The following is a 25,609-nucleotide window of genomic DNA, read 5'->3' as shown; positions in this document are numbered from 1 at the left end:
TAAAGGAGGAAATGTTATGAAGAAATTTGATCTTCGTAAATTGATTGTAACAGCAGTTTTAGTTGCAGTTGCAATTGTAGTGGATGTAATAATAAGTTACATTCCAGGCTTAAATTTAAGCATGCCTATGGGCGGAAAGTTTTTCGGTATTTCAATGATACCACTTATTCTAATAGGTCTAATCTTTGGACTTAAGTATGGATTACTTGGAGGATTTATATATGCATTATATAATTTCTCGTTTGATTATCTGATTTATCTTTCAGTTTTAAAATCAACACTTGAATCATGGACAGGTACAAATTGGACAGTATGGCATATAATAGGGTTAATAGCATTTGACTATTTAATTCCATTTACTGCATTTGGTCTTTCAGGTTTATTTTATAAAGATAATTTAAAGAGTATTAAAAATGTTGTTTATTCAGTACTTCTAGTAAGTTTAGTTAGATGGGTATCAGCAACTTTTAGTGGTGTATTATTATGGGGTTCATCAATCAAATACGCAGTAGATAAAGTAAATGAAGGTACTGCAAACGCTGATATTGCAACTAAAATATTTGAAAGTATGAATGGTAATTTAGTTCTTTATAGTGGAATATATAATAGTATATATATTTTATCAACAGGTATTGTTGTTACATTAATAATCATTTTAATAAGAAAAAGATTATTGGATATTACTGAACAATTAAATCTTAATCCTTCAAGTAGTATTCATCAATAATCTTTAAATAATCTAGACGAGGGTTGTAATTGAATTTTATTTCATAAGCATTGTCTAAGAATTCTTGATAAGGGATGGATTTTCTTCCATCCTTTTTATTATCCCAATATTTTAATATTACATCTATTGGTAAAAAGAAGTATTTATTATAGCTTTTCCAATTAATTATTAGAAAAGCAATTCCACCATGTTTTGAAATGTTCTTTAAATGTTCCACTTGATGAGAATGAATGTTTCTAAGTGGAAAAGAAGTTTTAGATTTTGTTTCTTTAGCATCAAAATCAATATATCTAGATTTATATATACCATTAAAATCAGTTGTAGAAGGTGTTTTATAGTAAGCTTCAGTAATCTTCGCTTTATTTCTAGCAGGATAATCAACATTAACAACTTGAACAGGTGTTGGTTTTTTATGGATAATAGCAATCCCATTTGCTAAATAGTATTCATTTGTTAGTTCAATATCACTTTCTAAAGTCATTCCAAGATTGGAATAATTTGTAGTAATAGTTGAAGATTTGCGTTTAATTGGATATTTCATTTTATCACCAATTATATTTTAACACATTATTTACGCAAATCTTTGGAAACAGTTACGATTTATATGTTATAATGGTTATGAAATATTCGAAACGAAAAAGTTAAGGATGTGAAAAAAATGAGTCAAATTCGTTTTTTTGCGTTAGGTGGATTAGCCGAAAACGGTAAAAATATGTTTATAGTTGAAGTAGATAAAGATTTATTCATTTTGGATGCAGGTATAAAGTATCCAAGTAGTGAATTATATGGTGTTGATGAAATCATTCCTGATTATCGTGGACTACTTAGAATAAAAGACCGAGTTAAAGGTATTTTTATGTCTCATGCCCATGAAGATCATATAGCAGCTTTATCACATGTATTAAAAGACTTAAACATTCCTGTATACGCAACAAATTTTACAATGGAAATAATAAAAGACAATTTAAAAGAAGCAGGTTATGATTTAAGTAAATTGACCTTAAATATTATCAACCAAAATAGTATTATCAAATTTGGTAATGTCAGAGTTACTTTCTTTAATACTACCCATTCAATTCCTGAATCTGTTGGGATTGCTATTCAAACAACAAGAGGAAGTATCGTTTATACTAGTGATTTTACTTTTGACCAATCTGGTGATATTAAATATCAAACTGATTTTGGTAAAATCAATGAATTAACTGAAAAGAAAGTATTAGCATTACTAACTGAGTCTGTTGGTTCAACAGAAGCTAAAACAAGTCATACAAACTTTGAATTAGACCATAAGTTAAATAGTATTTTTTCTAATGCGGAAGGAAGAATTTTAGTTTCTTTATTTTCATCTGATTTATTAAAAATTCAAAGAGTTATTGATATTGCTATTGCACATAAGAAAAAGATTGCAATTATTGGTAGAAAAGCTCAAAGAATTGTTGATATTGCGATTAAAGAAGGTTATTTAGAGATTCCTGAAGAATCATTAACTAATCTACGCTTTATTGATGAAAAAAATAATAATGAAGGAAAAGATATAGTTGCATTAATTACTGGATCAAGACATGAACCATTTTACATGATTCAAAGAATGTGTAAAAAATCAGATAGATTAATTCATATTAATGAACGAGATACAGTTATTATTATGACTGCACCTGTTCCAGGAACAGAAAAAATGGCTGCTAGAACACTTGATGTATTATTTAGAAGTGATGCACATGTTGAAGTTATTGATAAAAAATTATTGTCATTCTCACATGCTAATGCTGATGAAATAAAGATGATGATTAATATGTTAAAACCTAAATATATTATTCCCGTTATTGGTGAATATCGTCATCAATATAGTGTTAGAAAACTTGCAATGCAATTAGGATATAAAGAAGATGAAGTATTCTTAATGGATAATGGTGATGTTCTAACATTTGAAGAAAAACCATTTGTAAGTAAAAATGATATCGCTGTTGGAGAAATTCTAATTGATGGTACTGCAGTTGGTGATGTTAATGATTATGTATTAAGAGATCGTGAATTATTAGCTGAAGATGGGGCATTAATTATTGTAGCTCATGTTGATCCTCGTAAGAAACAAATTGTTGGTGATGTAGAAATAGTTACTAAAGGATTTGTTTATGTAAAAGAATCAGAAGAATTATTAAATTCTATTAAAGATGAATTTATGAAAATAAGTGAAAAGTATTTAAATAGTAAATATATTAACTGGAGTGAATATAAAAAAGATGCTAGAAATGCACTTGCAAAATTTGTTTTCCAAGAAACAAAACGTAATCCAATCACAATTCCAGTTATTATCTCAACTGAAAGTTCTAATTAAATTAAAATAACTTCTTTTTTGAAGTTGTTTTTTTTATATATGTATGATTTGTTTTTAATTAATGATACAATAAATATGTTTTTGAAAGGTGATGGATAAATAGATGAATAAGAAACAAGAAGCAACCCCGTTCTATTCAAAATTACTACAGTATGCGAATAGTAATACAACGTCACATGATGTGCCTGGGCATAAGCTTGGACAAATTGATAATGAGTTACTTGATTATGTTGGTATTAACATGTTTAGATTAGATGCTAATGCACCAAGAGGTTTAGATAACTTAAATAAGCCTAAGACTGTTATAAAAGAAGCTGCTATATTAATGGCTGATGCTTTTGGTTCAGATAAAGCGTATTTTTTAACAGGTGGTACTACAATGGGAATACTTGCAATGATTATGGCAGTATGTCGTGCAAATGATAAAATCATTATGCCCAGAAATGTTCATAAATCTGCAATTAATGCACTAATTTTAAGTGGGGCAGTTCCAGTTTTTGTTGAACCTAAAATTGATGAGAATTTAGGTATTGCAAACCATGTAACTTATGAAACATATGAAGAAGCAATCAAGAATAACTTAGATGCAAAAGCAGTTTTCATAATTAATCCTACATATTTTGGTGTAACAACTAAAATAAAAGAGATTGTTAAATTAGCCCATGAGCATGATATGTTTGTTCTTGCTGATGAAGCACATGGATCACATTTTAAATTTAGTAAAGAATTACCAATGTCAGCAATGAAAGCAGGTGCAGATATCGCTGCATGTTCATTACATAAAACAGTTGGTTCACTTACTCAAAGTTCAATAATTCTAACGAAAGGTAAAAAAGTTGATCATGTAAGATTAAGATCAACAATTAATATGCTGCAAAGTACTTCACCAAGTAGTTTATTACTTGCAAGTTTAGATGTTGCAAGAAAAACAATTTACTTTAAAGGTCCTGAAGAATTACCTAATATTGTTAAGATGGCTAAAAAAACGCGTGATGAAATAGGTAAAATACCAGGATTGAAAGCTATAACTAAAAAAGATTTTCTTGAGTTAGGTGCTAAAGATTATGATCAAACAAAAATTATTGTTAAGGTATCAAATCTAGGTATAACAGGATTCCAAGCGTATAAAGAACTATTTGATGATTTCCATATTCAATTAGAACTTGCAGAAACTCATTTGATTTTAGCTGTTCTATCAATTGGAACAAAAAAGAAAGATTTAGATGCACTAGTGGAAGCATTAAAAAAACTAAGTGAAAGATATTATGAAAATGCTAAACCATTAAAACATAAAATTATTTATACTGAACCTGTAAGTTCAATAAGACCACGTGTTGCATATCATGCACCAAAAAAGTATGTTAGATTTAAAGATGCTCTTAATGAAATTGCAGCAGAAATGATTATGATTTATCCACCTGGAATACCACTTGTGATTCCTGGTGAAGTAATAACTAAAAAAATCTTAAGTGATTTAAAGTTTTATCAAAAAAGTGGATCAGTTATCTTAAGTGATACTGATCGAGGTTATGTAAAAATAGTCGATAGAGATGAATGGGATAGAAAGGAAGATCCAAATGAAATTTGAAAAAGTAGATTTATCATTTCAAAGTTGCAATAGCAACTATGATGAGTCAGATGTTGTTATATTTAGCGTACCGATGGATGCTACAACATCGTTTAGACCTGGAACAAGATTTGCAGGAAATGCAATTAGAGTTGACTCTTTTGGAGTTGAATGGTATTCACCATACCGTGATCGTGATTTAAAAGACTATAAAACTGTTGATATTGGTGATTTAGATTTACCTATTGGTGCTGTTGAAGATGCACTTGATATAGTTTATGAAACAACAAAAGAAATTTTAAATGATAATAAAGTTCCAATGATGGTTGGAGGAGAACATTTAGTTTCCTATCCAACAATTAAAGCAACTTTTGAAAAATATCCTGATTTACATATTATTCATTTAGATGCACATACAGATTTGAGAGAACACTTTTTTGGTAGAGATTTATCACATGCAACATTTATGAGACATGTTCATAAATTTGTTGGTGATGGTAAGATTTATCAATTTGGAATAAGAAGTGGTGAAAAACCAGAATTTGAATGGGCTAAAAAGCATATCCATCAAAGAAAATTTGATTTTGAAGGTTTAGTTGAAGCAGTAGAAAAATTAAAAGATAAACCAGTATATATAACAATTGATTTAGATGTTTTAGATCCTGCTGTTTTCCCAGGAACGGGAACTCCTGAACCAGGTGGAATGCAATATAAAGATTTATTATGGGCGATTGATCAATTTGAAAAATTGAATAATATTGTTGCTGCTGATTTTGTTGAATTAGCACCAATGTTAGATCCAAGTGGTGCATCAACTGCTGTTGCTGCAAAAACTTTAAGAGAAATGGTACTATTATTACACAAAAATATTGAAAAGAAACAAAAATAACAAGAAAAAACCATTTAGTTTCAACTAGATATAATACTAGAAAACTTAAGTGGTTTTTTTTATTAATAAATAACATTAAAACTAATCATAAGTGAATAGTTATAAAAAAAAGCGATTTTATTTCGCTTTTTCATTTAATATTAACGTTTTTTTCCTTTGATTTTATCGATTAAATCTAAACGTACTTTTAAAGCAGCTTCATACTTAGTTTCTTCTTTAGGAAGATAATATGTTTTTTCTTTAATTTTGTCTGGTAAATAAATTTGATCATTTAATGAACCATTGTCATCATGTGGGTAATGATAAATTGATGGATCAAGCTTAATTTTATTATTATCGACATGATTAGGAATTTCACCAGTATCATTATTACTATAATCGTCTAAAGCTGCAGCAATAGCTAGATAAGCAGAATTAGATTTAGGACTGATTGCCAGTTCAATAACTATATTTGAAAAAATAATTCTCGCCTCAGGCATTCCTACCATTTTAGCAGCTTCACATGCAGCTAAAACTTTTGGCGCAATGTTTGGATTAGCAAGTCCAATATCTTCATAAGTGATTACTAATAATCTTCTAGTTAAACTATTTAAATCTTCAAGGACAAGCAATCTAGCAAGATAATGTAATGAGGCATCAACATCTGAACCTCTAATTGATTTTTGGAGGGCACTTAGAAGTTGATAATAATTGTCATCACTTTTATCCAATGAGTATTTTGGATTACCAGCAATTCTAAGTAAAAGGCTATTAGTTAGTGTATCACCATCTTTTAAAACAAGACTAACACTTTCTAAAAGATTTAATGCTGACCTAATTTCGTGATTTGAATATCTTACTAATGAGTCTAATGCATTAGGCTCAATCTTAATATCAATATCTAACATATGTAATCCTTTTTGGATTGCTTTTTTAATATCATCATCATTTAACTTTTTAACTTCATAAAGATGGCATCTAGATCTAATTGCCCAGTTTATACTATGGTAAGGGTTAAGTGTTGTTAGTCCAATAAAAGTAGCTTTACCACTTTCAACAAAAGGTAAAAGATAGTCTTGAACATCGGTTTTCATACGATGAATTTCATCAATAATAAGTAGAATGTTTGTAAAATTTGTTGTGTTAAGTATATCCATTAAACGTGCTTTATTGTCTGTTGATGCATTAAAAAAATAAGTTTCCATATCAAAACTTTCAGCAAAGATATTAGCAATTGTTGTTTTTCCAGTACCAGGAGGACCATACAATATAAATGATAATGGCTTTTGTTTTTTTATCATTGCACTTAGAATACCATCTTTTCCAATTAAATGCTCTTGACCTAAAACATCATCAAACGTTTTTGGTCGCATAAGGTATGCTAATGGTTGTTGCATAAATATCACCCGTATATATTATAACATCATTCTAACAATCAAAAAAACATATTCAATAAAACTTTGGTTTGTTGAAAAAATGATGAAAATAGAGTAAAATGGTAAGTAGACGATTTTAATTTATTGGAGGCAAGTTATGAATTTAAAAGATTATATTGCAAGTGTTGAAAATTTTCCAAAAGAAGGTATTTTATTTAGAGATATTACGCCATTAATGGCAGATGGTAAAGCATTTAAATATGCAACTGACCAAATTGTTGAGTTTGCAAAAAATAAAGATGTTAATTTAGTTGTTGGACCTGAAGCAAGAGGCTTTATTTTTGGTTGTCCTGTTGCTTATGAATTGAATACAGGATTTATTCCAGTTAGAAAACCAGGTAAATTACCACGTGAAACAGTTGATGTTAAATATGCACTTGAATATGGACATAACGAGTTATCAATTCATAAAGGAGATATTAAAAAAGGAAGCCGTGTTTTAATTGTTGATGATTTACTTGCAACAGGTGGAACTATCAAAGCAACTATTGATTTAGTTGAAAGTCAAGGTGGAATTGTTGCTGGTGTTGCTTTTTTAATTGAACTTGTAGACTTAAATGGTAGAGATTTACTTAAAAATTATAATGTTTTGTCGTTAATAAAATATTAAAAGGAGTTTTTAGTTTATGTATGATTCACTTTTTCAATCATTATATGATGTTTTTAACAACTACATTCATTTAGAAGAAGATATTGAACTAATATATAGGGCTTATCTTTTTTCACGTGAAAAACATCAAGGACAAATGCGTAGATCTGGTGAACCATATATTACACATCCTGTAGCAGTAGCAATCATTCTTGCACACTTAGGTGCTGGACCTAATACTTTAGCAGCTGCATTATTACATGATGTAGTTGAAGATACTGAAGTTACATTTGATGATTTAACAAAACTTTTTGGTGAAGATATTGCTACATTAGTAGATGGTGTGACAAAACTTTCTAAATTAGCATTCATTACAGAACCATCTCAAGCCGATAATCATCAAAAAATGTTGATTGCTATGGCGAAAGATATTCGCGTTATTCTTATAAAGATTGCTGATAGATTACATAATATTAGAACGCTTGAGTCGATGCCAAGTGATAGACAAGTAAGAATTGCACAAGAAACTTTAGAGATATATGCACCAATTGCCCATAAACTAGGGTTATTCGTTATTAAAGCAGAATTAGAAGATCGTTCACTTAAATATACTGAACCAAATAGATATTTTGAAGTTTCTAGATTAATTCAAAGTAAAAAAGATGAACGTGAAAAAAATATTGAAAATATTATCGAAAATATTAATGAACTATTTGCAGAGAATGGTCTTCATTCATATGAAATAAAGGGAAGAATTAAAAATATTTTTAGTATCTATAAAAAGATGTATGTTAATGAACGTTCATTTGAAGATATTTATGATTTATTAGCAATTAGAGTTATCGTTGATAAAGTTGAAGAATGTTACCAAGCATTAGGAATCATTCATGCTAATTTTACACCAATTCCACGACGTTTTAAAGATTACATAGCTGTACCAAAACCAAACCTTTATCAGTCACTTCATACAACAGTTTTATCAAATGATGGAACTTTATTTGAAGTCCAAATTCGTACTAAACAAATGGATGAAGTTGCTGAAATGGGGGTTGCTGCACACTGGGCATATAAAGAAAACAAAGTTTATTCTAAGGAAAAAGAACAATTTGAAATTGCACAGAAATTCAAATGGTATGGCGAATTATTAAAGATGAGTGAAGATGTTGATGATTCAACAGTTGGAAGTAAAGAGTTTGTTGAAAGTGTTAAAGGTGATATTTTAGGAGCAAATGTTTATGTTTTTACTCCTAAAGGTGAAGTAATTGAACTTCCCAAAGGTGCAACTCCAATCGATTTTGCATATCGAATTCATAGTGATGTGGGAAATAAAATGGTTGGGGCTAGTGTAAATAATAAAATTGTTACACTGGATTATGAATTAAAAACCGGAGACATTATCACAGTTAGAACAAGTAAGAATTCATTTGGTCCAAGTGATTCATGGCTTAAAATTGCAAAGTCAAATCATGCAAGACATAAGATTAAAGCATTCTTGAATAAACGAAATGCAGATACGCTATTATTACAAGGAAAAGATATTTTAGAGCGTGAATTAAGTACTCAAAAACTTGTTACTGATTTTAATGATGAGTTTGTTAAAAAGAATTTTAGTAAGCAAGCAATTAAAAGTGTTGATGATTTATATATCGAAATTGCTAAAAATAATATTAGTGCGAAAACAATTGCTGCTAAGTTAACTGGTCAAGAAATTGATAAAGATTTCTATTTACATAAGCAAATGGAGAAAGCAACTAGAAACTTAAAAGCAACCAGTGAAACAGGCGTTATCGTTGAGGGATTAACTAATCCTCAAATTAAACTTGCAAATTGTTGCTTACCTATTCCTGGCGATGAAATTATGGGATATGTTTCAAAACAAGGCGGATTAGTAGTTCATACGACAAATTGTCCTAATAACAGTAGCCTAGATTTAAGCCGTAAAATTGAAGTATATTGGGCAGAAAAAATTGATCGTAAGTTTCCAGCATTATTGAAAATTGTTGGAAGAAGCACACCAAATTTCTTGTTTAGTGTCGTAACAGCAATTAATGCATCTAATGTCCCAGTTGCTGAAATGAACTCGCAAGCAACACAAAGTCTAGAGACAACAGTTAGATTAAAAATATTAGTAGAAAACTTACCACAATTAGAAAAACTAATTGTGAATATTAAAAAGATAAGTGATGTATACAGTGTGGAACGTGATTATCGATGAAATTAGTTATTCAAAGAGTTAAAAAAGCAAATGTAAAAATTAATAATGAAATTGTTGGTTCGATTGAAAAAGGTTTTTTAGTATATTTAGGAATTCATATTAATGATACAAAAAATGATGTTTTTAAATATGTTAATAAGATATCTAATTTACGTGTTTTTGAAGATGAAGATGGTAAGATGAATAAAGATATTAAAAGTGTTAATGGCGATTTTCTAATAGTCTCACAGTTTACTTTGTATGGTGATGCTAAAAAAGGTAATAGACCTTCATTTATTGAAGCTGCACGACCTGAAGTTGCTATTCCGTTATATGAGTTATTCATTGATACTTTAAAGAATTCGTTTAATGTTGAAACTGGTGTTTTTGGAGCTGATATGCAAGTTGAATCTGTAAATGATGGTCCAGTAACAATCATTCTTGAAAACTTATAATTGACAAAGTATCTTGTTTAATATAAAATATTAATATAAATAAATAGTCTGTGAATTAGGATGTTGGAAACAACTGTGACACCTTTGGAGACAATTATGATTTAGAGGGCTGAAAGAATTTCAGAACTAAGGTGGTACCGCGTATTTTACGTCCTTAGATTTTTTAGGGACGTTTTTTTATTTTAGGAGGAACATATGAAAAAATATGTATTAAATGAGGATTATTATTTAAGAAAAGTTAAAGTTCGTGATGCAAAAGAACTATATGATTTTTCAAAGAATAATGAGGTAACTAAATACTTAACATGGAATAGTCATACAAATGTTAAGGAAACAAAAATGGTTATAAAAAAATTTTATCTTGCTAAAATAAAACAAGGTTTACCAGCTAGTTTTGTAATTGTTGATAAGCAGAATAAAAAGGTAATAGGAGTCATTGACTATTTACTTGATAATGAAACTGATCCACCTGAAATTGGATACTTTATGAATCCAAAATATTGGGGAAAAGGAATAATGACATTAGCCCTTAAGGAGATAGTCAAAATAGGATTTGAGGAATTAAGATTCGATGTTATTGGCATTTCACATATGGTTAGTAATTTGGGCTCAAAAAGAGTAATTGAAAAGAACAACTTTAAATATAAATACACAATTTATAATTATTTTTTACAACAAAAAAATGAACATGTAGACGTAATGTACTATGAAATGGATAAAGGAGATTACTATAATGATAAACAAAGTTAAAGGTACTTATGATGTACTTCCGAATGAATCATATAAATGGCAATATTTAGAACAAAAAATTCGAGAAATAACAAAAAAATATAATTTTAAAGAAATTAGAACACCAATAATGGAATATAGTGGTGTAATTCATAGAGAAACAGAATTATCTGATATGGTTACTAAAGAAACGTATAATTTTATTGATAAAGGGAATCGTGAAGTAACACTTAGACCAGAAGGAACAGCTGGTGTAATTAGATCATATGTTGAAAATAAGTTATATGCTCAAAATGATTTAATTAAAGCATACTACATTGAAGCAATGTTTAGATATGAGCGTCCTCAAAAAGGTCGTTATAGACAGTTTATGCAATTTGGTATTGAAGCGATTGGTTCAAAGAGTCCTCTTTTAGATGCAGAAGTTATCGCGATGTCAAGTGACTTTATCTCAAGTTTAGGATTAAAGAATGTTGTTATTGAATTGAATTCAATTGGTGATGTTGATTCAAGAATGAAGTATCAAGAAGCATTAATTAACTATCTAACGCCATTCAAGGAAGAATTATCATTTGATTCAAAAGAAAGATTAATTAAAAATCCTTTAAGGATTTTAGATAGTAAAGATAGTAAAGATCAAGAGATAGTTAAAAATGCTCCTAAACCGATTGATTATTTAAGTGATGAATCTAAGAAATATTTTGAAGATGTAATAAAATATTTAGAAGCATTTAATATAGTTTATCAGGTTAATAATACCTTAGTGAGAGGTCTAGATTATTATAGTGAAATCGTCTTTGAAGTTAAAGCACAAATTGAAGGTTTTGGTGCTCAAAATGTTCTTGGTGGTGGCGGTAGGTATGAAAATTTAGTTTCTGAACTAGGAGGACCAAAAACTAGTGCAATTGGTGTAGCATTTGGAATGGAAAGACTATTGCTGGCTTTAGAATATGAAAATGTTCTTCCAAATGAAGAAGATAATTTAGATGTATTTGTAATAACTTTTGGTGAAAATGAAAAAATATATGGTACAAAAATATTAAATGGACTTAGAAATAAAGGTTTAACCGTTGATATTGAATTTGATAATAAATCTTTTAAAGCACAATTAAAAAAAGCAATTAATAAAAATGCTAAAGTACTTGTCATTGTTGGTGAAGATGAAGTTAAAAATAATACTGTCACAATTAAAAATACTAAAACTGAAAAACAAGTTACTGTTGAAAATCAAAAAATATATGAAACAATTAAAAATGAATTGGAGAATTTAAAATGAGAACACATTATAATCATGAATTGACAATTAAAAATGTTGGCGAAAATGTAGTTTTAAACGGATGGGTTGCAAAAGCACGTAATTTAGGGAGTTTGATGTTTGTTGACTTAAGAGATAGATTTGGAATAACACAATTAACATTCCCAGATACATTATTTGCAGAAGCAAACAAATTAAAAAATGAATATGTTATTGAAGTTAAAGGAAAAGTTATTGAACGTCAAAGTAAAAATAAGAATATATCAACTGGTGATATTGAAGTTTTAGTATCTGAATTAAATATTTTAAATACAGCAAGTCAACCACCAATCATTATTAGTGATGATGAAAATATTTTAGAAGAAACAAGATTAAAATATCGTTATCTAGATCTTAGAAGACCAAAGGTGCAAAGTTATTTATTGAAACGTCATGAAATTATTCAAGCAGCAAGAGAAGTTTTAGTTAAAGAAGGATTTTATGAATTAGAAACTCCAATTCTTGGTCGTTCAACACCTGAAGGAGCTAGAGACTATTTAGTTCCATCAAGAATACATGAAGGGCAATTTTATGCATTACCACAATCACCTCAAATGTATAAACAATTATTTATGGTTGCAGGATTTGAAAAATACTTCCAATTTACTAAATGTTTTAGAGACGAAGATTTAAGAGCAGATAGACAACCTGAATTTTCACAAATAGATATTGAAGCATCATTTTTAAGTGAAGTTGAAATTCAAACATTAATTGAAAAACTTTTAAAAAATACTTTTAAAAAAGTTTTAGATTTAGATATTAAAGTTCCATTTGAAAGAATGGAATATAGCGATGCAATTAAATTCTATGGTTCTGACAAACCTGATACAAGATTTGAAATGCTAATTAAAGACTATACTAAAACATTTAGTGAAACTAATGTTCCATTATTTGAAAATGAAGAATACATTGCTGGTATTAGTGCAAATGATGCAAAATATTATACACGCAAAAAAATAGATGAACTAACTCACTTAGTTAAGAAAAATCATGGTAAAGCACTAGCATTTATTAAACTACAAGATGGTGAATTTGCCGGTAGCATTGTGAAAAATTTGACTAGTGAAGAGTTATTAAGTTTAGGATTGAAAGAAAATGAAATTCTCTTTTTAGTTCCAGGTGATTTCAGCAATGTTTCAAATAGTTTAGGTGCATTAAGAAACCAAGTAGCAAGAGATCTTAATTTGATTGATTCAAATAAATTTAACTTCTTATGGGTTATTAATTGGCCATTATTAGAATATGACGAAGAAGCGAAAAGATTCTTTGCTATGCATCATCCATTTACAGCACCAAACAGTATTGATGCTTTAAGAAATGACCCTAAAAATGCTTTAGCACGTGCATATGACGTTGTTTTAAATGGCTATGAACTTGGTGGTGGATCAATTAGAATTCATAATAAAGAGATGCAAGATTTAATGTTTAAAACATTAGGATTTACAGATGAAGAAATTAAACAAAGATTTGGATTCTTTGTAAATGCATTACAATACGGAACTCCACCTCATGGAGGTATAGCATTAGGTCTTGATAGACTTGTAATGCTTATGACTAAGACTGATAATATTAGAGATGTTATTGCATTCCCTAAAACACAAAATGCGAGAGACTTAATGATGGAGGCTCCAAATTTTGTTGAAGAAGAACAATTGGTTGAATTAAGTATTAAGGTATCTAAATAATGAAGCGAAGCGAGTATCTATCTTGGGAAGAATATTTTATGGGAGTAGCAAGTTTATCTGCTCAAAGAAGTAAAGATCCAAATACACAAGTTGGTGCATGTATTGTTAATGATGAAAAACGAATTATTAGTATTGGATACAATGGTTTCCCAAGAGGAGCAAGTGATGATACATTTCCTTGGGAAAAAGAAGGTGGAGTTGTTGATACTAAATATGCGTATGTTGTTCATGCAGAAGCAAATGCTATCTTAAATGCACGAACTACTGTTTCAGGTTCAACAGTTTATGTAACATTATTTCCATGTCATGAATGTACAAAATTAATAATTCAAAGTGGAATTAAAGAAATTGTTTATGCATCAAACAAGTATAAAAATACTGAGTCACATAAAGCTGCTTTAAAAATGTTAGATGCAGCAGGTGTTAAATACCGCCAAATGGAGTTTGGAGAGATTATTTATGTTAAAAATCCTAAATAAATATAAGAAATGGATTATAATTTTTAGTTTTGCATACGTATATATTGTCTTTATGCTGATTGCTCCAAGTGGATATAGTGCAATAACACCTGGAGAAGTAATGAAGACTGCTAATGTATATAAGATTGAAGGAAAAGAATTTGAAAATGATATAAATACTGTTGCTGTTTATAGTTGGCAAAAAATATCTATTTTTCAAAAATGGCTAATTGAAGATAATAAAAACTATGATTTTTTTACTGAAAGTGAATATGAAAAGAGTCTATCACGCAATGAATTATCATTACGTGGTAAGATTTCTCATGATAGTTCTAATAATAATGCAATTATAACAGCTTATACTTATGCTAATAAAGTTAATTCAAATGTTACAATTGATTATAGTTTAGAAGGTCTAAGTGTTTATGGAACAAATAATCCGGATTTAAAAATTGGTGATTTAATTATTGGGATTAATGATAGTAAATTTAATAATAATGATTATATAAGTTTTTTAAATAATCTTGAAATCTTAAATGAAAACTACTTAACAGTGATAGATACAAATAAAGACTATAGTTTTAATGTTTTAAGAAATAAAGAAGAGATTAAGATAAATGTTAAAAATAATCAGAGAATTCAATTTTATCCAAATTATAAAATTAATAGTGCGACACCATCCTATAATGGAACTAAGGATCAAGGAAATGTAGGTGGCCCAAGTGGTGGGATGATTCAAACACTTGCAATCTATACTTCACTTTTAGATATAAAGTTTGATAATCTAAAAATTGCAGGAACAGGAACAATTGAAATGGATTCAAATTCAACTGTTGGTAAAATTGGTGGGTTGCCACAAAAGTTTATTACTATAAAAAAAGCTAAAGTCGATTTATTTATAGTTCCTGAAAGCCAATATAATGAAATCAAAGAACAAGTATCTAAACAAACAAATGTTGAAGTTGTTACTGTCTCAAGTTTTGAAGATGTAATTACGAAAGTTATTAATGTAAGAGGTAATAAATAATGATTAAAAAATTATCTTATTTAATGAGTGAATATAAAACTCTAAAAACTAAAATGGATTCAACAACAACGACAAAAGATGTTTTACTAGCGACTATATGGTCAATTGCTATTAATTTAGTTATTTATTTAATACCTGTGTTATTAGTTTATAATCTATTTATCTTTGATTCATTAATTATTTTATTAAAAATTATAATATTTATTTTAGTTATTTGTTTTTCATTTACGTATCAGTTTATTTATATTAAAGTTATTAGAACATATTATGAAAGACTAGAACAAATGAATTTTAAATTGCTTATTATATTTGACTCCATTTTAACAGCTAGTATTCTTGTGATATTTACTGCTGTTGTTATGAGTTTATTGTAGGAGGTTAGTATGTTATTAGGTTATTTATTGATCTTTGGATTAATTGGATTTGATCAAATCATAAAACTAGTAAGCATTTTAGCTTCAGGTGGAAATGAATCTTATATGAAAATAATAATTCCAAATGTTTTTGAGTTCCATTATATTATTAATAGAGGTGCATCATTTGGAATGTTAAATGGAAAACAATCATTGTTTGCAATAATAACAATTGTTGCTTTATGTATCTTTGGATACTTATTTACACATATAGATTTTAAGAAAAAAAGAGTATATTCACTCTCAGTTGTTTTGTTAATTGCTGGAACATTTGGAAATGCAATTGATAGACTTTTTAGAGATGGTGGAGTAGTTGATATGATTAATATGCCAATTTTAAATAATATTTTAAGTAAAGTTGGTATTGCACCATTTATATTTAATGTAGCGGATGTTTATATGAATGTTGCTATTGTATTATTTATTATTGATATACTGTTTTTAGAAGGAAAAAGAGAAAAAGAAAATGGAAAAAACATTGAAGAAATTACAACTGAATAATGAAGATATTGGTTTGAGATTAGATATTGTCTTATTAAATAAATTTCCGGATTTAAGCCGTAATAAAATTCAAACAATGATTAAATCAAGTGATGTCTTAGTTAATAACGAAAAAGTCAAAACTGGATATATATTAAGAGAAAATGATGAAATATTAATGACTGAAATAGAAGTTGCACCAGTTATTGATGATTCGATTGAAAAAGTTAATTTAAATCTTGATATTATCTACGAGGATGATGATTTATTAGTTGTTAATAAGCCAAAGGATTTAGTTGTACATCCGGCTAGTTCATACAAAGGTGTTACACTTATTAATGGATTAGTTTATCAAGTAGATAAATTAAGTACAATTAATGGGAAAAATAGACCTGGAATAGTTCATAGATTAGATAAAGATACAAGTGGATTAATGATAGTTGCTAAATCAGATGAGGCGCACAAAGAATTAGCTAAAGATATTAGTAAACATAAAGTTGTTAGAGGATATTATGCTATTGTTTATGGAACTTTCGAAAATTCAACTGGAACAATCAATATGCCAATAAAACGTGATCCAAGCAACAGAATAAAAATGGCAGCACTTGAAGGTGGAAGAAATGCTGTTACACATTTTAAAGTTTTAGAACAATACTTAAATCACTCTTTAGTTGATGTTGAACTAGAAACGGGAAGAACTCATCAAATTCGTGTTCATATGTCAAAAATAGGCCATCCAATACTAGGTGACCAAACATATGGACCTAAAAAAGCATTTGGGAAGAGTGGTCAATTCTTACATGCATATAAAATTAGTTTTATGCATCCAATAAAAAAAGAGCAAATGTCCTTTGAGACAGAATTGCCCTTATACTTTAAAGATGTAATTAAAGATTTAGTTTAGTAACATTCTTAAAATTCTTTTTTACTAATTTAAATAATGTTTGTTGTCCAAATTTTTGATGTATTTCATTAATTTGGATATCTGCATTTTTAGATGCTCCTTTTACAAGAGAAATACCAATTTTCTTGCCGTATTTTTGAAGTGAATATAAAAATGCATATCTAGCAATAATTGCTGCTGCTGCAACTGATAAATGCACATTCTCAGCTTTTGTAATAAACGTAATATCTCTATAAACTAGCATTTCATCTTTTAAATAGTTGAAATAAAGTTGTGGCTGACAAAACTGATCAACAATAACAGGGATTTCATTTTTACTTTCTAATTTTGCCATTAGAGAAATAAGAGCTTGATTATGAAGATGAGCCTTAATCTTATTTAAGTTATAACCTTCATCAATCAATTTATTATATTTTTCTGGGCTCAAAATTATTAAGCTGTGTGTTAATTTCTTAGCTATCATTGGAGCGTTCTCAATAATATATTTGTCAGTAACTGATTTTGAATCACGAACATTTAAAGATTCTAAAAACTCAATATCAGAGATACTTACATAAGCAGCACAAACAGTAATTGGACCGAACACATCACCAGTGCCAACTTCATCAGAGCCAATTGCTTCATAATCTTTTCTATTTAAGATTTTCTTAACAAGTTTTATTTCTTTCGAAATATCTTCACCACGTAGCATAAGTTTACCGGAGTTATAACCTATTATTTCAACATTATTATGAACAGCGCTAAAAGAAACGTGTTCAATATTCAAGTCACGAAGATGGTTTTTGTAAGCATTCTTAAGTTGTTGTAATTCATTTTCGGTTAAAACTAGTGTAAAGTATTTCATATCGTTACTCCTTAGTATATAATTATTATACCACAAAAATGATGAAATGGGGTGGAAGCATGAGCTTTTCAACCAAGACACTTGAATTTGATGCTATAAAAACTCAAGTTCAAAAATACGCATATAGCGAAATAACTAAGAATAGAATAGAAGAAATGTTACCAGAAACTAATCTTTTTAAAATAAATAAAATAACTAATGAAACAAATGAAATACTAAAAATTGTTGCGAGATTTGGAACAATCCCTTTTCTAGAAAATTTTGATAATAATATCTTAAGTAATGATAATATTTTAGAACGTGTTTATTCATTAGAAGAATTACTATACTTACGCTTGTATTTAATAATGGAACAAAATATTACTAATTACTTTTTAATTTCAAAAGAGTTTAAATTAGAGTACGTTACTGAAAAAATAAAGTTTAATGATCACTTAAGATTATTGAGTATTTTGAATCAAACGTTTACTGATTATGGTGAAATTTTTGATGATGCATCAAAAGAATTAAAAAGATTAAGAACATTAATCAAAAAGCTTCAATTAGATTTAGAAACTAAACTTCAAAAACTACTAAATACTTATCAAGACTATTTATCTGAAAATATAATTGTAACAAGAAATGGTCGTTATTGTTTAGCAGTAAAAGAAGGTTCAAAGAATAAAGTTAAAGGAGTAATTCATGATGTTTCATCATCGCGCCAAACTGTTTTTATTGAACCTGAATTAAGTTTACATATTACTGCTGAAATTGAATTGAATAAGATTTTAGAAGAAAAAGAGATTACTAAAATATTAACTATAATAACCCAAGATGTAAATAAGAATTTTGAATCTTTAAAAGAAAATTTCAGTAAGTTCATTGAGTTGGACCTAATTCATGCTAAAGCTAAATATTCACTAGCAACAAATGGTATTTTACCAAGACTAAATAATCAAGGAAGAATTAAACTTATTAATGGGAAACATCCTTTATTAGATCAAAAGATTGCAGTACCAATAAGTTTAGAACTTGATAAAAATAACAATATATTACTAATAACTGGTCCAAACACTGGTGGTAAGACAGTCGCATTAAAGACTATTGGTTTACTTACAATTATGCTACAATCTGGAATTTTAATACCAGTAAATGAAGAAAGTGAAATTGCAGTATTTGATAATATATTTGCCGATATTGGCGATGAGCAATCAATTATAAATTCTTTGTCAACATTCTCATCACATATTGCTAGAGTTATAAAATTTTTAAATACTTTGACTGATAATAGTTTAATCTTATTAGATGAACTTGGAAGTGGTACTGATCCTATTGAAGGTGTTGCACTTGCAATAGCTATAATTGAAGAGTTTAATAAAAAAGATATTAGACTTGTTGTTACATCACATTACTCTGAATTAAAAACATATGCTTATGAATCTGAAGGGATTTTAACTGCTAGCGTAGCATTTGATAAAGATAGTTTAAAACCATTATATTACTTACAACATGGAATTAGTGGTGATTCACATGCAAGATTGATTGCTAAAAGATTAGGTATGAATGATTCAGTAATTGAAAAAGCAAATTATTTATATGCTAGAAAAGAAACTGATCTTTCTAAAATAATTGGGAAATTAAATGAAGAAAAGAAACAATTAGAAATAGAAAGAAAAAGATTAAGTGATTTAGAAGGAAAATATAATTTTGAAAAAGATAATTTAGAGTTAACCCGTAAAAAACTAATTGATGAACAAAATACAGTTATTGATCAAATTCGTAAAAAAGAATTAGAAAAATGGCAAGAAAAAGAAATTGAAGTTCAATTATTAATTGAAGAAATTGAAAATAATAAAAATGTTAAAGAACATCATATTGCTGACTTGAAAGGTAAAATTAGTGAAAAACCACATAAAGATATTTCATATGATAAAACTAAAACTTTTAATGTTGGTGATCAAGTTTACATAAAGTCTTATCAGCAATATGGAATAGTTAAAGAAAAGAAAGATAATAAATACCGTGTGAAATTTGGAATTTTTGATTTAGAATTTAAACTAAGTGATTTAGAAATGTTTGATTCAAAGAAAAAAGTAGAAAAAAAAGAAATCAAAAAAGTTAATAAAAATCAAAACAAACATGATGTATCAACCAGTTCATCAATGAGAGTTGATTTACGTGGTTTCAGATTTGAAGATGTTCATGATGAACTTGATAAAGCAATTGATAAAGCCTTAATATCAAATCTTCATTCATTAACAATTATTCATGGATTTGGAACAGGTGCAGTTAGAAAAGCAGTTTATGATTATATTGCAAAATCAAAGTTAATTGCCTCACACCGTTATGGACAAGAGGGAGAAGGACTAAATGGTGTTACAGTTATAACACTAAAATAGGGCATACTTCTTGAATAAAAATAAAGATTAAATTATAATTAGTACATACTTATATGAAAGGGTGAATATAGATGCATGAATATCAAGGACAACCTATTGATGAATTAGTAGGTTCAGGAAAACCAGTTTTAATTCAATACTACGCTGATTGGTGTGGACCATGTCAAATGTTAAAACCAGTATTAGAGGAATTAAGTAAAGAGATTACAGATGTTACATTCTATAGAGTTAATATTGAAAGTTACCGTGATTTAGCAGTTTCTGCTGGTATACAATCAATTCCAACTGTTGTAGTTTATAAGGATGGAAAAGAAAAAGTTAGAGAAGCAGGTTTTAAACCTAAACACCTAATGGAAACTTGGATTAAAGCAAATAAGTAATTTCAAAAACCCTAATAAGGGTTTTTCTTTTATTAGATAAAAAATAAGGAGAAATTAAAATGGATTTTAAAGAAATTAAACGTAAATCAATTAGAGTATATGATGATAAAATTAAAATAAATAAAGATGAAATGAAAGAAATTTTAAATGAGGCTGCTAAAGCACCATCTTCAGTAAATATGCAACCATGGAGAGTAGCAATTGTAGAGTCAAAAGAAGGAAAAGAACTTCTTAGACCTTTAATAAGATTTAATACTAGACAAAATGATACTTCAGCAGCAATGTTAGTAATATTTGGCGATATGAAATGTTATGAATATGCAGATGAAATATATAATAAAGCTGTTAATGAAGGTAAAATGGATAAAGAAGTAAGTGAAAGACAGTTAGCAACGATTGTTCCATATTATAAAAACTTTACAAGACAAAAAATGAATGATGTTGTAAAAATTGATGCTAGTTTATTTGCAATGCAATTAATGTTAGTTGCTAAAGAGTATGGATATGATACATGTCCAATTGGTGGATTTGAAGAAGATAAAATTGCAGATGCTTTAGGATATGATTCTAATCGATATGTTCCAGTTTTAATAGTTTCGATTGGTAAAGCAATTGAAACAGGTTATGATTCTGTTAGATTAGAAGCTGAAAAGTTCTCTAAATGGATATAGGTGAAAATATGTCAATAATATCAATAGTGTTTATTATGATTGTTGCTCTTGAACATTTTTATATTCTATATTTAGAAATGTTTGCAATTACATCAAAAGCAGCAAAAAGAAGTTTTGGTTTAAGTGATGAGTTTTTAAAAAATAAAAAAGTTAAAGTTATGTTTGCAAATCAAGGTTTGTATAATGGATTTTTAGCTGTAGGGTTAGTTTTGTCTGCATTTTTATTTCCTTATGATTTTCGATTTATCTCAGGCATATTTTTTGTTAGTTGTGTTATTGTTGCTGCAGTGTTTGGTGCTTTAACATCATCTAAAAAAATTCTTGTTGTCCAAGGTTTTCCAGCAATCTTAGCATTAATAATGTTAATCATTTTTAAATAAATTACTGCTGGTAAATTATTTAAACTATCGTATCTATGATATAATATAAAAGGTGATTTCATGGATGGAATAATATTAGTCAATAAACCGAAAGGTATAACATCTTACGATGTTATTAGAACTGCAAAAAAAATTTTAAAAACCAATAAAATAGGACATACAGGTACATTAGATCCATTCGCTGAAGGTCTATTGATTCTATGTGTTGGAAAAGCTACAAAACTTGTAAATAATTTTATTAATGCTGATAAAGTATATGAAGGGATTCTTAAACTTAATAATCACTATGATACATACGATGTTACTGGAAATATAATTAGTAGTGATGATAAAGTTATAAGTTATCAAGAAATAAAAAGTATAGAAAAAGATTTTACTAAAACTTATTTACAAGCACCACCTATTTATTCAGCAATAAAAAAAGATGGAAAAAAACTTTATGAATATGCAAGAAGTGGGATTGATATTGAAGTTGAAAAACGAGAAGTATCAATCTATAGTCTAAATTTTAGTGATACTAAGGTGAAGAATGAATTTGAATTTATTACACATGTTTCAAAAGGAACATATATTAGAAGTTTGGCTGTTGATATTGCAAGTAGTTTAGGAACTTTTGGAGCATTGAAAGAATTAAAAAGAATTAAAATAGCTAAGTATTCTATAAATGATGCAGTTGATTTAGATTTATTAACAAAAGAAAATATTATTGATATTCCAACAATCTATAAAGATGCAAATAAATTAATCTTGAATGATTATATGATTAAATTAGTAAAAAATGGAATTTATCTCGATGAAAGACAGATAATAACTGATTCCCCATTTTTAGTTTATGATGAGGCAAATAATTTAATCGCTTTATATGAATGTATTGAAAATAATACTTATAAGCCACTTATAATTTTTTAAAGTGGATGGAATAGATTAAGAAAGGACATATTTAATCTTTATTTAAATATGATAAATGATGATGGAAATAATTAAATTAAGTACAACTAATTGGAATAATGTCGGACCGCTCACATTAACTATTGGAAATTTTGATGGTGTTCATTTGGGTCATCAAAAGCTTTTTAATATTGTTAAAAGTTATAAGGATACTAAGAGTGGTGCATTGACACTTGATCCCCACCCACAAGTTTTATTTGGAAGAGATGGGTTTCAAACCTTATTGAGTATTGAAAATAAAATTGAATTATTAAAAGAAGAAAATATTGATTATTTGTTTATTGCAGATTTTAATCATGATTTTGCATCTTTGAGTATTGATGAGTTTATTCAAAACTTAAAAGATTTAGGTGTAGTAAGAATGGTAATTGGAAGAGATGCAAGATTTGCTAAAAACGGAAGTGGAACAATTAATGATTTAAAAGTCCATTTTGATGTAGTAGTAGTTGATGATGTTATTGGTAGTAATCATAGAATATCAACTTCAATGATTAAAGAATTGCTCTTAAAAGGTGAACTACATAGTGCAAATGAATTACTTGGTTATGAATATTTTATTGATGGCTACGTAGAGCATGGCAATAAAGTAGGAAAAACATTGGGCTTTCCTACAGCTAATATTCAATATAAAGATAGTTTTCTTCCTAAAAATGGAGTTTATTTAGTAAAATTTTTTATTGATAGTAAAATGCATTTTGGAATTTGTAATATTGGAAATAATCCAACAGTTAATTATAGTAAAACTAGAAAAATGGAAGTATATATACTAGACTATGATAAAATAATATATGATAAGATTGTTAGAGTGTCTTTTGTTGAGAGAATTAGAGATGAAATGAAGTTTAATTCAAAAGAAGAATTGATTGATGAAATGCATAATGATGAAATTATTTCTAGAAATCTTATTAAATCAATAAAAATATGATAAAATATACATATGAGGTGATTAAAAATGAAATTAATTATTGCAATTGTTAATAAAGATGATGCAAACAAAGTACAAAAAGGTTTAGTTGAGAATAGATTCTTTGCAACTAAATTAACTACTGCAGGTACATTTTTAAAGGCGGGAAATGCAACTTTCTTAATTGGTGTTAATGATGAGAAAGTACAAGATGCATTAGATGTTATTGAAAAATATAGTAAGAAAAGAACAAAACTTGTTCCAAATACTATTGTAAATGAATTTGGATCATTTTCATCTTTACCATTAGAAGTTGAAGTTGGAGGAGCAACAGTATTTGTTGTTAATGTTGATCAATTTCTAAAGATTTAATTATGTCAATATCTTTTGAAAATGTCCTAAAAAAATAAGATCATTAACGTGATTTATACATTGCTCTTTCTATCATCCGATTATAAGAATCACTTTTCCATGGATGACTATTAGGGACAGTGTATTTTTTCTTTTCTTTTTCAACACCAAGATCGAAATCTTTAGAATGACTTTCGTGAGATTCTAATTCAATTAATTTATAGTAATCACTGTTAATTAAACAATATAATTTATTATCAAATGATTTGATAACTATAGCTTTTGTACGATGTTTAAAGTTCATTAAGTTACCATTTTTATTATAGGCTTGGAAATACTTGTTTTGATACTTTAAAGCAGAGCCACGGTCAAATACACGGCTAGATATAACAGCTAAAATTAAGTTTAAATCAGTATCACTATTAATCTTTTCGTAAACTTGTGGTATATTATCATTAATGAGAGAGAATTGTTTATTAAACTTATCAAGATATGATTGTAGGAACTCATTTGCTTGAACGATGGTCTTAATATTATTAATTCGTAACTCATTTATTAATCTGGATTGTAACGTTCCAAATAAACGTTCAATTCGCCCCTTAGCTTGAGGAATAGAAGTAACATTTAAAGTTATGCCCAGCTGCTCGCAGGCATAACCAAATTGTGTTAATGTACTATACTCGGGCTTAGGGTTTTTTAATGATTTATAGTCGAAGATTGTTCTTCTGTCAGTTAGAAACTCATTAGGTATCCCATGATTCTCTAATGTTTGCTTTAAAACGTTGTAATAGCCAATTAGAGTCTCTTGATGATCAAAATATGCACCAACTAACATTCCTGTAGCATCGTCTATTGCTGCATGAAGATGAGTTTTTTTATCTCCAAACCATAAATGTTCTGATGCGTCCATTTGTAATAACTCGCCACCATATTTTTTTCTTGGAAGTCTTGCGTGATTATCTTTAGGATCTAAAATGTTATTATCAATGATAAGATTCTTTTCTTGAATAGATAAGGATTCGTTTAAATCTATTTTTGTTTGAATTCTATCACGGTATTTCCTCTTAGTAATTCTTTCAGCTTTTGGTGATAAAATAAGATTTTCATCTAAGAGATTGTATAGAGAATTATATGATATTTTAATTTTCTCATTTTCCAGAAGCATTTCTTTAAAATGTTTAAAGTTGAAATTGTAGTATTTATTATTATATAAATTTAAAATTTTATTTTTGATTTCAACTTTAATTATAAGGTGAGGAGACTTCTTTCTATTACCATGAATAAAACCTTCCTTACCTTGTTCATTATATTTGATAATTAATCTATTAACTTGTCTAAGTGATATACCTAGTTTATTAGCAGCATTAAGTTTATTACCGTTATTTGTTACTAAGTTTTTTATTGTTTCATACTTCATTTGTTCCATTGGTTTTAGTTCTACCTTTCTCATTAAGTACCTCCATTATATTAAGTACTTAATATTGTATTATAGTTTCTAATGTTTGGGACATTATTAAAAGATACTACTTAAGACATTATCATAAGATAACCACATGTTGATCAATTTCTAAAGATTTAATTATTGAAAAAAA

General features: G+C 28.0%; 26 protein-coding genes. 22 read left to right on the top strand and 4 right to left on the bottom strand.

Annotated elements, in window-relative coordinates; translation table 11 throughout:
• Nucleotides 1-16 precede the first annotated feature (16 nt).
• Nucleotides 17-727: an energy-coupled thiamine transporter ThiT gene (locus EXC62_RS05860; protein ID WP_026391077.1), complete on the top strand. Its 711-nt coding sequence runs from the start codon at nt 17-19 to the stop codon at nt 725-727.
• Here EXC62_RS05860 and recU read toward each other — a convergent pair.
• On the bottom strand, nt 699-1,268 hold the full coding sequence (recU, locus tag EXC62_RS05855; protein ID WP_026391076.1) for a Holliday junction resolvase RecU: 570 nt from the start codon (nt 1,266-1,268) through the stop codon (nt 699-701). The genes EXC62_RS05860 and recU overlap by 29 nt on opposite strands.
• A 117-nt stretch (nt 1,269-1,385) precedes the next feature.
• Between recU and EXC62_RS05850 the strand changes: the two genes are divergently transcribed.
• The 3 genes from EXC62_RS05850 to speB all read left to right on the top strand — a co-directional run bounded on the left by EXC62_RS05850 (nt 1,386) and on the right by speB (nt 5,518).
• Nucleotides 1,386-3,062: a ribonuclease J gene (locus tag EXC62_RS05850; RefSeq protein ID WP_026391075.1), complete on the top strand. Its 1,677-nt coding sequence runs from the start codon at nt 1,386-1,388 to the stop codon at nt 3,060-3,062.
• 103 nt (nt 3,063-3,165) lie between these two features.
• Nucleotides 3,166-4,650 carry an aminotransferase class I/II-fold pyridoxal phosphate-dependent enzyme gene (locus tag EXC62_RS05845; RefSeq protein WP_162140311.1) on the top strand — a complete coding sequence of 495 codons (1,485 nt, stop codon included), beginning with the start codon at nt 3,166-3,168 and terminating at the stop codon, nt 4,648-4,650.
• On the top strand, nt 4,640-5,518 hold the full coding sequence (speB, locus tag EXC62_RS05840) for an agmatinase (RefSeq protein ID WP_026391074.1): 879 nt from the start codon (nt 4,640-4,642) through the stop codon (nt 5,516-5,518). The genes EXC62_RS05845 and speB overlap by 11 nt, the downstream gene beginning before the upstream one ends.
• 140 nt (nt 5,519-5,658) lie before the next feature.
• On the opposite strand, the gene EXC62_RS05835 is transcribed toward speB, so the two are convergent.
• Nucleotides 5,659-6,894 carry a replication-associated recombination protein A gene (locus EXC62_RS05835; RefSeq protein ID WP_026391073.1) on the bottom strand — a complete coding sequence of 412 codons (1,236 nt, stop codon included), beginning with the start codon at nt 6,892-6,894 and terminating at the stop codon, nt 5,659-5,661.
• A 136-nt stretch (nt 6,895-7,030) separates the two neighbouring features.
• On the opposite strand from EXC62_RS05835, the gene EXC62_RS05830 reads away from it, so the two are divergent.
• The 11 genes from EXC62_RS05830 (at nt 7,031) to EXC62_RS05780 (ending at nt 17,161) form a co-directional block, all read left to right on the top strand.
• Nucleotides 7,031-7,543, top strand: a complete 513-nt coding sequence (locus EXC62_RS05830) for an adenine phosphoribosyltransferase (RefSeq protein WP_026391072.1) — start codon at nt 7,031-7,033, stop codon at nt 7,541-7,543.
• 16 nt (nt 7,544-7,559) lie between these two features.
• Nucleotides 7,560-9,737, top strand: coding sequence for a RelA/SpoT family protein (locus EXC62_RS05825; RefSeq protein WP_162140310.1), 2,178 nt, complete (start codon nt 7,560-7,562; stop codon nt 9,735-9,737).
• Complete coding sequence (gene dtd / locus EXC62_RS05820; protein ID WP_026391070.1) at nt 9,734-10,171, top strand: D-aminoacyl-tRNA deacylase; 438 nt, start codon at nt 9,734-9,736, stop codon at nt 10,169-10,171. The genes EXC62_RS05825 and dtd overlap by 4 nt, the downstream gene beginning before the upstream one ends.
• Before the next feature lie 195 nt (nt 10,172-10,366).
• Nucleotides 10,367-10,921, top strand: coding sequence for a GNAT family N-acetyltransferase (locus EXC62_RS05815; protein WP_026391069.1), 555 nt, complete (start codon nt 10,367-10,369; stop codon nt 10,919-10,921).
• Complete coding sequence (hisS, locus tag EXC62_RS05810; RefSeq protein WP_162140309.1) at nt 10,905-12,176, top strand: histidine--tRNA ligase; 1,272 nt, start codon at nt 10,905-10,907, stop codon at nt 12,174-12,176. The genes EXC62_RS05815 and hisS overlap by 17 nt, the downstream gene beginning before the upstream one ends.
• Nucleotides 12,173-13,879: an aspartate--tRNA ligase gene (gene aspS, locus EXC62_RS05805; RefSeq protein WP_035375907.1), complete on the top strand. Its 1,707-nt coding sequence runs from the start codon at nt 12,173-12,175 to the stop codon at nt 13,877-13,879. Before hisS ends, aspS begins: the two co-directional genes overlap by 4 nt.
• The gene (locus tag EXC62_RS05800; RefSeq protein ID WP_026391067.1) at nt 13,879-14,358 is read left to right on the top strand and encodes a deoxycytidylate deaminase; all 480 of its coding nucleotides are present in this window, start codon (nt 13,879-13,881) and stop codon (nt 14,356-14,358) included. The genes aspS and EXC62_RS05800 overlap by 1 nt, the downstream gene beginning before the upstream one ends.
• A complete protein-coding gene (locus tag EXC62_RS05795; RefSeq protein WP_026391066.1) occupies nt 14,339-15,364 on the top strand; it encodes a S16 family serine protease in 1,026 nt (341 codons plus the stop codon). Before EXC62_RS05800 ends, EXC62_RS05795 begins: the two co-directional genes overlap by 20 nt.
• Nucleotides 15,364-15,738 (top strand): hypothetical protein, encoded by a 375-nt coding sequence (locus EXC62_RS05790; protein ID WP_026391065.1) that lies wholly within the window; start codon nt 15,364-15,366, stop codon nt 15,736-15,738. The genes EXC62_RS05795 and EXC62_RS05790 overlap by 1 nt, the downstream gene beginning before the upstream one ends.
• A 9-nt stretch (nt 15,739-15,747) precedes the next feature.
• On the top strand, nt 15,748-16,278 hold the full coding sequence (locus tag EXC62_RS05785) for a signal peptidase II (protein ID WP_052590067.1): 531 nt from the start codon (nt 15,748-15,750) through the stop codon (nt 16,276-16,278).
• Nucleotides 16,244-17,161: an RluA family pseudouridine synthase gene (locus EXC62_RS05780; protein WP_026391064.1), complete on the top strand. Its 918-nt coding sequence runs from the start codon at nt 16,244-16,246 to the stop codon at nt 17,159-17,161. The genes EXC62_RS05785 and EXC62_RS05780 overlap by 35 nt, the downstream gene beginning before the upstream one ends.
• Here the strand turns inward: EXC62_RS05780 and rnhC are convergent.
• Complete coding sequence (rnhC, locus tag EXC62_RS05775) at nt 17,145-18,005, bottom strand: ribonuclease HIII (RefSeq protein ID WP_026391063.1); 861 nt, start codon at nt 18,003-18,005, stop codon at nt 17,145-17,147. The two genes, EXC62_RS05780 and rnhC, sit on opposite strands and share 17 nt — an antisense overlap.
• A 59-nt stretch (nt 18,006-18,064) precedes the next feature.
• Between rnhC and EXC62_RS05770 the strand changes: the two genes are divergently transcribed.
• From EXC62_RS05770 to EXC62_RS05740, 7 genes are all read left to right on the top strand, one after another.
• Nucleotides 18,065-20,383, top strand: a complete 2,319-nt coding sequence (locus EXC62_RS05770; RefSeq protein WP_026391062.1) for an endonuclease MutS2 — start codon at nt 18,065-18,067, stop codon at nt 20,381-20,383.
• A gap of 71 nt (nt 20,384-20,454) precedes the next feature.
• Nucleotides 20,455-20,763: a thioredoxin gene (trxA, locus tag EXC62_RS05765; protein WP_026391061.1), complete on the top strand. Its 309-nt coding sequence runs from the start codon at nt 20,455-20,457 to the stop codon at nt 20,761-20,763.
• Between the two features lie 59 nt (nt 20,764-20,822).
• Nucleotides 20,823-21,434 (top strand): nitroreductase family protein, encoded by a 612-nt coding sequence (locus EXC62_RS05760; RefSeq protein ID WP_035375906.1) that lies wholly within the window; start codon nt 20,823-20,825, stop codon nt 21,432-21,434.
• An 8-nt stretch (nt 21,435-21,442) separates the two neighbouring features.
• A complete protein-coding gene (locus tag EXC62_RS05755) occupies nt 21,443-21,814 on the top strand; it encodes a DUF1304 domain-containing protein (RefSeq protein ID WP_026391059.1) in 372 nt (123 codons plus the stop codon).
• 60 nt (nt 21,815-21,874) lie between these two features.
• Nucleotides 21,875-22,723, top strand: coding sequence for a tRNA pseudouridine(55) synthase TruB (gene truB / locus EXC62_RS05750; RefSeq protein ID WP_026391058.1), 849 nt, complete (start codon nt 21,875-21,877; stop codon nt 22,721-22,723).
• A 61-nt stretch (nt 22,724-22,784) separates the two neighbouring features.
• Nucleotides 22,785-23,687: a bifunctional riboflavin kinase/FAD synthetase gene (locus EXC62_RS05745; protein ID WP_162140308.1), complete on the top strand. Its 903-nt coding sequence runs from the start codon at nt 22,785-22,787 to the stop codon at nt 23,685-23,687.
• A 27-nt stretch (nt 23,688-23,714) separates the two neighbouring features.
• A complete protein-coding gene (locus EXC62_RS05740; RefSeq protein WP_026391057.1) occupies nt 23,715-24,038 on the top strand; it encodes a cyclic-di-AMP receptor in 324 nt (107 codons plus the stop codon).
• Between the two features lie 43 nt (nt 24,039-24,081).
• Here the strand turns inward: EXC62_RS05740 and EXC62_RS05735 are convergent, their stop codons facing one another.
• The gene (locus EXC62_RS05735) at nt 24,082-25,467 is read right to left on the bottom strand and encodes an ISNCY family transposase (RefSeq protein ID WP_026391054.1); all 1,386 of its coding nucleotides are present in this window, start codon (nt 25,465-25,467) and stop codon (nt 24,082-24,084) included.
• Nucleotides 25,468-25,609: the final 142 nt, after the last annotated feature.

It is taken from the genome of Haploplasma axanthum (assembly GCF_900660745.1).
In the GTDB taxonomy this organism is placed as follows: domain Bacteria; phylum Bacillota_I; class Bacilli_A; order Acholeplasmatales; family Acholeplasmataceae; genus Haploplasma; species Haploplasma axanthum.
The sequence above is the reverse complement of the archived record's forward strand: the minus strand, read 5'-3'. Positions and strand labels throughout refer to the sequence as shown.